A 12,904-nucleotide genomic window follows, 5' to 3' on the forward strand; every position below is an offset into this window, starting at 1 on the left:
GGAAAAGGTGCAAATACCTCTTCCGTCTTTTATACTAATTGATTCAGTTTTACTAAGGTAGGTCCATATACAGTACGCAGAAGCAGCTTCTTTTCTCCTCTTGCATATTCCATCAGAGAAAATGCTCCTTTTTCTGTTTCTACCTGTACATCTACAGAAACTGGACACTCTTTTAACTGATTAACTATCAGTTGCGCTTGTTCCACCGACAAATAAGAAGAAAGTCGAATAAGTATATCCAAATCACTAGTTGTTGTAACAACTTCGGCACCACTTGCAAATTCGAATCCCACACTGCCGGTTGGTCCCCACGCAAAATCTTTTAAAATAATTGTGACTTCTTTTAAAGCACCTATGGCTGGCATGTTTCTAAAGTGGCCGTTTTGAAAAATAGAAACGAGATCTTCCGGCCTAATTCTTTGTTTAACGGCCTGCTCAGATACAAATGCTCCAAAACGTTGATTTCTTCTTTCTCCCCTTACTCCAACAGGTATCAGGCTATCTCGGTGAACAGCCCGCCTTACAACGACAAGCGGAGCCTTCGCTAAAGAATGCTCCACCCAATCGGGGATAGGTGTATAACTGATAAGCTTTACTTCCTCTTTTAACTGAAGTAAATCATGAGCTATATATTCCATTGTTTTTCCAACTCATCTCTTACTAATAAAGAAGCTTTTCGCCCTTCCTTCCTTGCTTGCTCACTGTATAGCCGGGTGCTTAAATCGTACACACCTTCACGGCGTACATCTTCTACTGCTCCAGTCAAAATATCTTGAATCGTTTGAACGTCGCGCTCTGTGGGCTGCTCTGCTTGAATACCGCTAACCAGCTCATATAAAGCGCCAAGTGAGGCAAATGATTCAATATCATAAGCCATGGACGGGACTTTCTTTGAAGCTTCTTCAAGTTCTTTTATACTTCTTTTAGTAATACGCGCTGCCGACTGTTTGGACATGGCGTGAACATTTACTCCTTCGTCTTTTAAAGCCACAATTCGATTTGATTGGTATCCATGAGCCAAAAATGCTCCTGAAATTGCTTTTCCGACAATTAGCGTAATAACCGGATGACCTGCTAAGCGCGCTGCTGCATAAGCATCAGCCGCAGCACCGCAAGCATAGTGAATACCTAGAAGTTCTTCATGATAGCCATACGCTTGACTCGGTACGTCTACAATGGCAATTATAGGGCGCGGAGATTGATTTCGATCTTCGTTTATTACTTCACGAACGTGCTTGGCAATTGCCCATCCTTCATCGAGTCCTACTCCCCCTTTTCGTGCACGTAAGAAACGATTATAAGGATTAGGTACAACCGATATATATCGGACCTTTTCTCTTCCTAGCAATGCGTCTTTATAAAGAACGGAAGGAATTTCAAAATCTGCTTCTTCATCATTTATTAAGGCCTTGATCCACACGCGACCGCGGCTGTTGGGCATGTGACCTGGAACTTCATTCAATGAGTAAGAGACTGTTGAAGGGATAGGTTCATTTTTTGTTGCTTTATACAATTGTTGAAACTGATCAGGAGCCATTTTTTCTGAAGGATCAACCTTACTAAGCAAATGTCTGTAAAAATCTACTTGTTCTGTTTTACTAGTTGCTTTTTCTTTCTTCTGAAACGTCTCTTGAACCGCTCGTTGAATAGCAGTGACATCATCCTGTGCTAAGGCATTTGCAAACCCGGTTTCATAGCGTTGAATACCGCCAATCGTTTTCCAGATTAAGCTTCGATCTCTTGCATCAAACTCTTCAACCCCTGCTTCTTGCTCGATCACTTCAGGGCCGTTAAGGCCAAACCTTGCTTCTTTTGTCATAATGAGATAACTAAAGAGTGAAGCAGTGATGGACATTCCTCCAAAGCAGCCTACATTTCCTGAGATAACTCCAACAACAGGTGTATACTCACGCAAAGCAACCACAGCTGAGCCAATTTCAGATATCGACAAAAGTCCATAATTCGCTTCTTGGAGCCTTACCCCTCCTGTATCGAATAGAAAAACAGGTCTGACAGGAACACCTTTTTTGTGATTATTAAGGGCTAGTTCTAAAGCTCCTGCAATTTTAGCTCCCGATACTTCACCAATGCCTCCCCCTTGAAATCCTCCTTCTATGGAAATGACAACGGCTGGCTCTCCTGCTATCAGCCCACCTGCTATAATGACACCATCATCGCTTTGAGGAACAATATTTTGCTTAGGTAAATGAGGCGATTCGATTCCGTCAAAAGGGCCAAGCAGCTCATAGAATGTTCCTTGATCTAAGATTGCCTTCGCTCGTTCTCTTCCATTTAACTCAATAAAGCTTTGACTATTCACTCCCATTTTCACTCACCTCCAAAGCTTGTGCAAGACGCAAGGCGACTACACCAGGCGTAGCACCGAAATCATTAATTACAATTTTCGCTTGAATGGTATGAACGCTAAAGAACCGGTCTAATACGGCTTTCCAGGTTTCACTAAACCCTTCACTTCCTGTTCGTACTGATACGTGAGCATGTTCTTCATCCGAAGGAACCAATAAAATTTCTAAATCCCCTGAACCAACAACGCCTACATGTGCGCGCTGAGTTAACTTTCGATCGGCTTTGTATTTAAACACTAACGTTTCCATTAGCCACTCCTCCCTGCAGACGTTTACGATTCTTTAAAAAGAGATATTCGATCTAAAAATAATACAGCAGCCAGCAAATCTGCACTTCCGCCTGGAGAAGCGTTAGATGATAGAAGCATATGATCTAACGCTTCTAGCCGCTGTTTTCCCATTGATGTAGATACCCCTCCAGCTTGTAACACATTGGATGCCGCCATTTTAACCTCCTCTAACACAACCGGACCAGCACGATGCAAAATACACGTATCATCAAGGTTGGCAATTAATGTTACTAAAGTATCAATCCTTGCTGATGTTTCATGTATGCCTAGCTTGCGAGCTTTATGTAAAGCAGGCAAGCCTATATGAATCACGTGGGGAAACCCCTGCTTCGCCTCTCCAGCCGCTCCTTTTGCGCCATACTGTTTTTTCACACGAAGCCCATTAGATGAATGCAGAGGACAAAAACGATCTGCATAACGAGCAATTTGTCCTGCAGCTTCTGTGATGGATGCAGGTGATGCTTGAATGCCGCAAACTGCTGTTGCAGAAGCAAGTAGACCTAATGCCCAAATGGCTCCTTTGTGTGTATTAACACCATCCGTAGCCGCGTACATAATTTGTTCGCCCTCGCGTCCAATTCGAGCAATTTCTTCCCTCAGCATCTGACTTGGCTGCTTTCCTTGACTGTATAATGCAATCTGTAAAAAGGTCGGTTGTAAAGCATAAGCAGAAGTTAACAGCGTCTCAATATTCATATCTTGATGAGATCCAGTTGTTGCTGCATCTACAAGCCCAGGCTTAGGTGTAAGCACCGCTTCATCAACCAGAGCGGTAACTGCCATTTTAGCTATTAGACATGAGTAAAACACAGCTGGTCTTGGCTCTTCTTGAATACTTTGAATACGCATATTCCTTACCAGCTCCTAAATTTAGCAGGCGGATTATACAAGCCATCCGACCATTCTACTAAATCTTCGACACTTCTCGCTGCCAATAATGAACGCTTTGCTTCTGTACGGCGAATCTGTAAATCTTCGGGAAAAGCCACTAGGCCATCTCTGCGCATCTTTTCCACTTTATTTTGGTTATGTCGCAGGCCTATAGGTGTTACCCCTGCTACTGCTTCAAGCGCTGCTTTTCTTTCGTCCAAGCTTTGTGCTTTATATAAATAAGCAATTCCTCCTTCCGTCACAACATGCGTCACATCATCTCCGTAAATCATGACAGGAGCAGTAGCTAATCCTGCTTGTTTCGCTACCTTTATCGCATCCAAAGACTCCACAAAAACAGGCTCATTTCCTGATTGAAAGGTTTCAACCATTTGAACAACTAGCTTTTTGCCTCTTGCTAGTTCGTGCTGCTCGTTTATCATATCTAGCCAAGCAGGGGTAGAATGTCGGCGGCCTCTAGGGTCATGTCCCATATTAGGCGCTCCGCCAAACCCTGACAAACGTCCAGATGTGACGGTAGAAGAATTTCCTTCTCCATCTATTTGCAAAGTTGATCCTACAAAAGCATCTACCGCATATTGACCAGCCACTTGACACATCGCACGGTTTGAGCGCAGGCTGCCGTCGCGTCCTGTAAAAAACACATCTGGACGCGCTGCTGTGTATTGTTCCATCCCTACTTCTCCGCCAAAGCAGTGCACGCTCTCGATCCATCCGCTTTCAATAGCCGGAATTAACGTAGGGTGAGGATTCAGAGCCCAATGCTTGCATATTTTACCTTTCAGTCCTAACTTTTCTCCATAAGTAGGCAGCAAAAGCTCAATTGCAGCGGTATTAAAGCCAATGCCATGATTTAATGATTGTACGCTGTGGCGTTCATAGATCCCCCTAATTGTCATCATACCCATTAAAATTTGGAGCTCTGTAATATGACGAGGATCTCGCGTAAATAAAGCTTCCAATTGATAAGGCTGATCCGCCACGACGATACAATCAATCCAAGAAGCCGGAATATCCACTCGCGGAAGTTCTTCAACAAGTTCATTTACCTGCACAATAACAATTCCATCCTTAAACGCCGTTGCCTCGATAATGGTTGGTGTTTCTTCCGTATTTGCTCCTGTATATAAATTACCTTGTGCGTCCGCTTTGTCAGCAGCCACTAAGGCAATGTTCGGAATTAAATCAATGAAAAGGCGTCCGTAAAGCTCTAGATATGTATGAATTTCTCCCATTTTCAACGTCTCATCTTCAATCATTTGAGACACGCGAAGGCTTTGAGCACCGGCGTACGAAAAATCAATTTTTTCAGCAATTCCTTTTTCAAATATGTCGAGATGTTCGGGACGTGAAATACTAGACATAATCATATGAAGGCCGTTTACTTTATCAGCGCTTACTTCATTCAGCGCTTTTGATAAAAAAGATGCTTGCTTTTGATTATCTCCTTCAAGCACTACTTTATCTCCGGGTGATATAAGCAATTCTAACGCTTCAATAATGTGTTCATTACCCAATAACTTTCCTTTAAGAAGATGGTCTATTTGTGCAAGGCGAGCTGCTTTTTGATCTCGGCGAGTTGTCCATGATTTTGAAGTTTTTTTTATGCCACTCATGTTCTAGCTCCTTTCTGACATTCCTAAATTAATACGCTTATATTTTTTCTTTTTCCATTAAAATCAGCAAAGTTTTCATCGTAGATTCGGCTGCCGAAATAGCCCTTGCTTCAGGGAAGCTCTTAGCAGCCAAATCCGTCAGCACTCTTCCTGGAGCCATTTCAATATATAATCTTGTGCCCATTTCATACATAACTTCCGTCGTATCATGCCAACGAACGGGCAGGGCAACACTCGCAGCCAAGTCTTCCTTAACATCAGCAGCTTTCCATAATTTCCGAGCTTTACAATTACCTATAAAAGGAACGATCGGGTCTTTTCCTTTTACTTCAGTTATTGTTTTTCGTAATTCACTCGAAACTCCTTCCATAAGAGGACAGTGAGAAGGCACCGTTACATGAAGCATTTTAGTTTTTCTAGCCCCTTTTTTAGATGCTTTTTCAAGAACTTTCTCGATTGCTTTTAAGGTGCCAGAAATCGTCATTTGATCAGGAGCATTTAGATTCGCTACGTACACAGGAGCTGCATCAGTTGCTAGTTCATGTACAATAGAGAGAAGCTGATGCTCGCGAAGTCCCATTACAACCCCCATACCATAACCATCAGGATAAGCATTTTCCATCAGTTCCCCTCTTTTTTTCACAAGAAGAAGAGCTTCTTTAAAAGATAACACTTCAGATGCAACTGCTGCTCCAAACGCCCCTATTGAATGCCCCCCTACTACGTCTTGCGAGTATCCTTTGTTTTTAAATGACCTAGCCGCAGCTACTCCTGCAATAAAAAGACATATCTGAACATTTTTATTATATTTCAATTTTTCTGACGAATCTAACGATAATACGTCTTGATTTAATGCCTCACTTGCTTCTTCAAACGTAGTCGCTAATCCCCATTTATTTTTTATATCATGAAGCATACCAGCATATTGTGCACCTTGTCCTGGAAATAGAAATGCAACACTCATCGTGTTTCTCCTTTCGACTTTATATCATCCAAGGAGATAATGGATAATTTTATTATAAAGAACATAGGATCAATAACTCTAATACATATTTCTTATATATCCTATAACTTGAAATCTATATAAAAAAGAGGTTGGGATATAACTAAATGAATCCAATCTAAAGACGAAAAAATGGGATACATGAGCTCATATGGCTCGCTTGTTCCATCACGGTTGATTTCCGTGCAAGACTTCGCTTTCCGCGTGCGTCCGCTGAGCCTCCTCGTCGCTAAACTTCTGCCGGTCTCACCTATTCCGCTTTTCCCGCAGGAGTCTTCGTCTTGTCCTCCAATCAACCGCTAGAAGCAACTACATACATAAAATCTACGTTCGTCCTATCAATAAAAAAAACCGAACGAGTTAGATTCTCCATTAAGAATCTAACTCGTTCGGATCTTCAACTAAAGTACTTTTAGCTACAGATGAGCCGGAAAATGCGGAAGCACTTCTTCGCCAAGCTCATGTATAACTTCTTCAGCGGGACGCTTACTATCAAAAAGAGCAAAAAAGAGATGATTAACTCCTATTTCTTTATAAATAGAAAGAAGCTCAATTAATGCATTACGACCTGCTCGAAATCCTAAACGAATTGGCGTTGGCATTTCATTTGGATCTTCTGCCAAATCTAGATGCATAGGTTGCGTAAAAGGTTTAAAAACGCCTGGATGATAGATGTCAACCAGTTTCCTCCATTGTGTAATAGCTTCTGCTTGAAAATGAGGATGACGAGGATAATACATCCAGCCGTCTCCATACTGGGCAAACCACTCCATATTTTGCTGACTGTATCCCGTGATCATCGTTGGAATACGTTTCGTTGGCTTAGGAACCACATTTGCTCCTTGAACAGAACCCAAAGTAGACTGGATAGATGGAAAATCTTGATTTAACGCTGCTTCTAAATAATGAAAAGCCTCTGTAAATCGCTTTCCTCTTTCTTCATGAGGAATACCTAGTCCTCGAAAATCTGCTTGACGGTCTCCAGAAGATACGCCCATAATCAACCGCTCAGGAAAAAGCTGATCAATGGTTGCCATTTCTTTAGCTACGCGAAGCGGATGACGCAAAGGCAGCACAATAGCAGATGTACTAAGAGCAATTTCTTTTGTTTGACTGGCAAGGTAAGTCAAATAAATAAGCATATCATAAATTTGACCCGTTGCTGGATCGCCAAATGATGGATCTTGAAGAAGGACATCACGGAACCATAAGCTTGTAAATCCATATTGTTCTGAAAGCTGCGTGAGCTCTACTTGTTTTTCCATCGTAGGCGTGGCATACTGATAATTTTCAAGCGGCATATGCAAACCTAACGTTAACTCATTCTCCTTGTACATACGACGATACGCCTTATGATGTTGAAATGCAGTCATTTGCTTCCTCTCCTTTTATAGATAAGAGATCATCGCAAAAGGCGATGATCTCTTGTTTTATTTTGCTTTTGCTTCTATTGAGCGGCTCCATGCTGTTAATAAGACCGCTCCTAAAACCATAACTCCTCCAATCCAAGGAGTATGAACAAGACCAATCGAATCAACAATCAGGCCGCCTACAAAGGAGCCAATAGCAATTCCAACGTTAAATGCAGCAATATTAAGCGCAGACGCTACATTCACTGCTGAAGGAACATACTTTTCAGCTAAGTTCACGACCAGCACTTGCAGTCCAGGTACGTTCATAAATGCCAATAAGCCCATGGCAAAAATCGTAATCGTTCCCGCTACTTTAAATGATGCAGTAAACGATAAAATAACTAAGATAACGGCTTGAATTAGAAACATCCAAAATAATGCTTTTAACGGGTCTTTATTCGCAGCTTTTCCTCCGATTGTATTTCCGATGGCTACCGCTACACCGTATACCAGCAGTAAGATACTAACCGCGCTTGGTGCATATCCTGTTAGTTTTTCAAGAATAGGTGCTAAATACGTATAGGCTACAAACGTTCCGCCATATCCTAAGGCAGTAATAGCAAACGATAGTAAAAGCGGCCCGTTTTTCAAAATTTTCAATTGATCACTAAACTTTGCCGGCGGCGCTTCTTTTAAGTTTTTAGGCACTAAAAGAGCACTTGCAATAATGGCAATAACCCCAAGTAACGCTACTCCCCAAAATGTTGCTCTCCAGCCGAAAGCTTGTCCGATAAATGTACCAAGCGGAACGCCTGTAACCGTTGCAACTGTTAAACCTGTAAACATTAAAGCAATGGCACTTGCCCGCTTATCTTCCGGTACCAAATCAGCAGCGATAGTCGCACCGATAGAAAAGAAAATTCCGTGTGAAAATGCAGTAATAATTCGTGCTATAAGCAGCAGTCCAAAGCTTGTTGATAAAGCTGCTACTGAGTTTCCTACGATAAAAATAACCATCAATAGCATTAACAGTGATTTTCTGCTCATTTTACTTGTTAAAGCTGTTAATACGGGAGCTCCAAATGCCACTCCCATTGCGTATCCTGAAATTAATAACCCTGCTAGTGTAATGGAAATATTTAAATCATCTGCAAGCGATGATAATAAACCTACTGGAACGAACTCTGTAGTTCCGATCCCAAAGGCGCTAATAGCTAGCGCTAATAGCGGCAAAGCACCGCTTTTTTTACTTTGTTGTGTTTGTGAAAGTGTATTCACTTTTTAACGCCTCCTGTTCGTTATAATAACTTCTTTATAATAGCTTCTTTTATGGCTGATTAGCTTAGGTACCTTTCATATATTCGCTAACTCGCCATCAACAATTGTTATTATGAGCGATGTAAAACCAAAGAAAAAGTACGCACTTTCAAGTGATATAGGTACCTGGAGGTTACAATAAGCGTAAATACTAAAGTCATGAACTATTGGGTATTCTAAAAAAATGCTTACACCTAGAAAATTCTGCTCTATAGTGGTATGATAAACATCAGAAAAAATGCGAAACCATGCATTTAACCGTTATCTCTAGAACAAGGAGAGTTGTTAACGTGAAAAAATATAATATTCCAGTGGAAGCGGCACTAGAAGTCATTGGAGGCAAGTGGAAAGTCGTTATTCTTTGCCACTTAATTAAAGGGACAAAGCGCCCTGGAGAATTAAAAAGAATTATGCCGCGCGTTACACAAAAAGTATTAACGCAGCAGCTTCGTGAACTTGAAGCAGACGGCATCATTGTTAGAAAAATGTACAATGAAATGCCGCCTCGAGTAGAATATTCTTTAACAGATTACGGATGGTCTTTAAAAAGCATTCTTGATTCATTATGCTCTTGGGGAGAACATCATATTGAAAAAACGTATCCTGATAAAGAAGCTGTACTTATGCAGCCTGTAGAAGAAGTCACTGTTTCTAATTAAAAAAGCTGACTAGATAGTCAGCTTTTTCATTGCCTTACTTTCTTTGTTTTTCAGACGATGTACGTATTCAGGAGGAGCCCATATGACAGAACAATCAAAAAAGAAAATTAGTCTTCAAGATGCTATTAAACAGCAGCTTGCTAATAAGAAAAACCAATCTTCAAATAAAGCTAAGAACAGCAGTACTAATCAAGCAACCAAAAAGCTGACAAGTCAACAAACAAAAAAAACGAATAATCAGCGAAAGAGAACAGGTGTATAATGAACGGACAAAATAGAAAAGACGTAGCTCCTGGAATTAAAGTCGACATTGTTTTAAAAGCAGATCAGCGCTCTGGAAAACTGACACATGGAACGGTCAAAGACATTCTGACCAATTCAAGCTTTCACCCTCACGGCATTAAAGTTCGTTTAACAGATGGACAAGTCGGACGTATAAAAGAAATTTACCCAAATTAAAAAAGCATGTATTCTACATGCTTTTTTAATTTATCCTTCAAATAAATCTACTTATCATTTCCTACTTTTGTTAAAATAAAGAAGCACTGTCGTCCCCTTTCTTTCCCTTGGGAATTCACGCAAGGAAAAAAAGGTGGTGGATAGTCTGAGACAAATCCTCAAGTCATTTTTCCTAGATGCTGAGAATGTTCAGCTCCTAACGGCTTACGTCGAGCTTTTAGGAGCCATAGTCGCTCTTATTTTGCTATTTTTCCAGTAGCAAAATAAGTAATCACCGATAAGTATCGTCTAAAAGGTTCTTCATCCATAAGGCTCGTGTGCTGATTGTCTTTAGGGAATGGTGTTTGGCGGCACTTCCCTATAGTAAAAAGACAGCTTCCTTGCAGAAATGGACAAGGTGTAATCAACTACGGCCGATTATGGGTGCGGGACCTTTTTCTTTATTAGTCTATGTCTTTTTTTCCCTTCCCATACACAAAAATAAAAAAACCTCCGAGTTGGCGGTCTCGAAGGTTTTTTCTAGTGAATCGTTTTCGACAAATCCTCATCCGGGCTAACAAGGTTCAGATCTAATAAGATTATGTGATGAATTTCTTCACCTTACAAGCTAAACTTGTCAAAGCTAAGAATTCATTCGCTTGTTAAGAATAACTGAACGTGCGCTCCAGATTGTCATTTTTCCTAGCCTCAGTATATCATACTTGTTGAAAACAGGTAAAAAAAGTGTTCGACAAAGCTTGTCAGCAGCTCTTCACCTATGTCATATTTTTCAAAACAAAAAACATTTTACAAATATGAAGGAATTTCATACTATTAGATAAAAGATAAAACATAGAAGATAGAAGTATTCTGACTTGGAGAGGATTTCAATGAAGCAACCTCAGTTAGAAAAAGAAATTCGAGCCTTACAATCAGATATTTACCAATTAGCTAAGAAAACAAGCAGCTATTCTCAGGGTGAGATTTTAAAATTAAGTCAAAAGCTAGATCAAAAAATTGTTAGTTACCAAAAGCTTTTTAACCATACCAAATAAGAGCCGCGTAGGACTTTCACTTGCTATCCCTCAGGTACCATAAACCTACAAATAAAACAGATATGTTTTATTCGCAATAGGTACATCTCTGCTTCCCTAATTAATAGGGAAGTTTTTTATTTAGAAAATTAAAACCTTCTCCTTTCCTTTGATTAGTTGTCATACAAATTGGGTATTCAATCAGTAGGCCTTAAAACCTATATAAGAAATATAAAGGAGAGAATGCATGATGAGTAATGCTGATACTACCGAAACAAAAAAAGGAGCTGACTTGCTAGTAGAAAGTTTGGCAAGTCAGAATGTGCCTTATATTTTTGGCATTCCAGGAGCCAAAATTGATGGCGTATTTGATGTTTTGAAAGAAAAAGGGCCGGAAGTAATTGTTTGCCGCCATGAACAAAATGCTGCGTTTATGGCAGCTGCTATGGGAAGACTGACAGGTACGCCGGGCGTTTGCCTTGTCACATCAGGTCCAGGTGCCGCTAACTTAGCCACTGGCCTTGTCACTGCTACTTCTGAAGGTGATCCAGTGGTAGCCCTAGCAGGAGCCGTTCCAAGAGCAGATCGATTAAAAAAGACGCATCAATCAATGGATAATGAAGGATTATTTAAATCTATCGCCAAATTCAGCGTTGAGGTAGAAGACGCTGCAAACGTTCCAGAAGTGATAACAGACGCCTTTCGCGAAGCTGTTTCTTCTCCTTCAGGAGCATCTTTTGTCAGCTTGCCGCAGGATGTAATGGATAGCGAAACATCAGCTTCCACTCTATCCGTTTTAAAAGCTCCTACGATTGGGGCTGCTAATTTAGATGCTGTTGCCCAAGCTATACACACTATTCGCACAGCAAAACTACCTGTATTGCTTTTAGGTATGAGAGCAAGTAAATCTAAAGCAGTGGAATCAATCCGTCAGCTTATAGCGGAACATGACCTTCCTGTGGTGGAAACGTTCCAAGGTGCGGGAGCTGTTTCACGAGAGCTTGAAACTCACTTTTTTGGGCGAGTAGGTCTTTTTCGCAATCAGCCTGGAGACGTCTTATTGAAGCATGCTGACGTCGTCTTAACAATCGGATATGACCCAGTTGAATACCCTCCTTCTCTTTGGAACTCAGAAAGTCAAAGAACCATTATTCATTTAGATGATTTACAAGCACAAGCTGACCACCATTATCAGCCGGAAATTGAGTTAGTAGGAGATATTCCAAGCACAATTGACATATTAGCGGATAAACTCCCACATTTAATACGTTCAAAAGAAAGTGCTTCTTTTTTAAAAACACTAAAAAGCAAACTTGAACAACCTGACGATCAGTACGAGTTTTCTAATGACACTCACCTTCATCCCCTACAATTAATTGAAGCTCTGCAGAACTTTGTTGAAGATGATACTACCATCACATGTGACGTTGGTTCGCATTACATATGGATGGCTCGTTATTTTCGTTCCTATGAACCTCAGCATTTACTATTCAGCAACGGTATGCAGACACTAGGTGTTGCTTTGCCTTGGGCCATTTCAGCTGCACTCGTTCGCCCCCATAAAAAAGTTCTGTCCATGTCTGGAGACGGCGGGTTTTTATTTTCAGCTATGGAGCTCGAGACAGCCGTTCGGTTAAACTTACCAATTGTTCACATTATCTGGAACGATCAAACCTACGATATGGTTGGCTTTCAACAGCAGATTAAATATGGCCGAAAATCTGCAGTAGAGTTTGGCAGCGTAGACTTTGTTACGCTTGCTGAAAGTTTTGGTGCCAAAGGATTTAGAGTTAACTCACCAGAAGAATTTCTGGACACTCTAGCAAGCTCTTTTCGTGAACAAGGCCCCGTTATCATTGATGTTCCTGTAGATTATAAAGATAATGAAAAACTAAATACACAGCTACTGCCAGATCAAATTAACTGAAAGGACTGAGT

Annotated in this window: 13 protein-coding genes; 5 read left to right on the top strand and 8 right to left on the bottom strand. The window is 40.9% G+C overall.

From position 1 onward, the window contains the following. Positions 1–29: 29 nt before the first annotated feature. From ACFX4E_RS09945 to ACFX4E_RS09980, 8 genes are all read right to left on the bottom strand, one after another. On the bottom strand, positions 30–638 hold the full coding sequence (locus ACFX4E_RS09945; RefSeq protein WP_098790865.1) for a malonate decarboxylase holo-ACP synthase: 609 nt from the start codon (positions 636–638) through the stop codon (positions 30–32). Then, on the bottom strand, positions 626–2,326 hold the full coding sequence (gene mdcD / locus ACFX4E_RS09950; protein WP_377258305.1) for a biotin-independent malonate decarboxylase subunit beta: 1,701 nt from the start codon (positions 2,324–2,326) through the stop codon (positions 626–628). The genes ACFX4E_RS09945 and mdcD overlap by 13 nt, the downstream gene beginning before the upstream one ends. Further along, positions 2,313–2,615: a malonate decarboxylase subunit delta gene (locus ACFX4E_RS09955; RefSeq protein WP_028407538.1), complete on the bottom strand. Its 303-nt coding sequence runs from the start codon at positions 2,613–2,615 to the stop codon at positions 2,313–2,315. Before ACFX4E_RS09955 ends, mdcD begins: the two co-directional genes overlap by 14 nt. A gap of 23 nt (positions 2,616–2,638) precedes the next feature. Beyond that, complete coding sequence (locus tag ACFX4E_RS09960; RefSeq protein WP_098332469.1) at positions 2,639–3,505, bottom strand: triphosphoribosyl-dephospho-CoA synthase; 867 nt, start codon at positions 3,503–3,505, stop codon at positions 2,639–2,641. A gap of 5 nt (positions 3,506–3,510) precedes the next feature. After that, positions 3,511–5,163: a malonate decarboxylase subunit alpha gene (gene mdcA, locus ACFX4E_RS09965; RefSeq protein WP_377258308.1), complete on the bottom strand. Its 1,653-nt coding sequence runs from the start codon at positions 5,161–5,163 to the stop codon at positions 3,511–3,513. A 37-nt stretch (positions 5,164–5,200) separates the two neighbouring features. Continuing rightward, positions 5,201–6,127, bottom strand: coding sequence for a malonate decarboxylase subunit epsilon (mdcH, locus tag ACFX4E_RS09970; RefSeq protein WP_377258311.1), 927 nt, complete (start codon positions 6,125–6,127; stop codon positions 5,201–5,203). A gap of 455 nt (positions 6,128–6,582) precedes the next feature. Beyond that, positions 6,583–7,539, bottom strand: a complete 957-nt coding sequence (locus tag ACFX4E_RS09975) for an LLM class oxidoreductase (RefSeq protein WP_377258314.1) — start codon at positions 7,537–7,539, stop codon at positions 6,583–6,585. 57 nt (positions 7,540–7,596) lie between these two features. Continuing rightward, positions 7,597–8,796, bottom strand: coding sequence for an MFS transporter (locus ACFX4E_RS09980; protein ID WP_028407533.1), 1,200 nt, complete (start codon positions 8,794–8,796; stop codon positions 7,597–7,599). Positions 8,797–9,125: 329 nt separating this feature from the next. Between ACFX4E_RS09980 and ACFX4E_RS09985 the strand changes: the two genes are divergently transcribed. From ACFX4E_RS09985 to alsS, 5 genes are all read left to right on the top strand, one after another. Beyond that, positions 9,126–9,494 carry a winged helix-turn-helix transcriptional regulator gene (locus ACFX4E_RS09985; protein ID WP_013055500.1) on the top strand — a complete coding sequence of 123 codons (369 nt, stop codon included), beginning with the start codon at positions 9,126–9,128 and terminating at the stop codon, positions 9,492–9,494. 82 nt (positions 9,495–9,576) lie between these two features. After that, the gene (locus ACFX4E_RS09990; protein ID WP_060744848.1) at positions 9,577–9,756 is read left to right on the top strand and encodes a hypothetical protein; all 180 of its coding nucleotides are present in this window, start codon (positions 9,577–9,579) and stop codon (positions 9,754–9,756) included. Then, positions 9,756–9,953: a YwbE family protein gene (locus tag ACFX4E_RS09995; RefSeq protein WP_028407531.1), complete on the top strand. Its 198-nt coding sequence runs from the start codon at positions 9,756–9,758 to the stop codon at positions 9,951–9,953. The genes ACFX4E_RS09990 and ACFX4E_RS09995 overlap by 1 nt, the downstream gene beginning before the upstream one ends. A gap of 869 nt (positions 9,954–10,822) precedes the next feature. Continuing rightward, positions 10,823–10,987, top strand: a complete 165-nt coding sequence (locus ACFX4E_RS10000) for an aspartyl-phosphate phosphatase Spo0E family protein (protein WP_081731992.1) — start codon at positions 10,823–10,825, stop codon at positions 10,985–10,987. 226 nt (positions 10,988–11,213) lie between these two features. Next, entirely contained in the window at positions 11,214–12,893 is a 1,680-nt protein-coding gene (gene alsS, locus ACFX4E_RS10005) for an acetolactate synthase AlsS (protein ID WP_098433421.1), read from the top strand. Positions 12,894–12,904 lie beyond the last annotated feature (11 nt).

The sequence above is a fragment of the Priestia sp. YIM B13491 genome (genome assembly GCF_042787605.1).
In the GTDB taxonomy this organism is placed as follows: Bacteria; Bacillota; Bacilli; order Bacillales; family Bacillaceae_H; genus Priestia; species Priestia megaterium_E.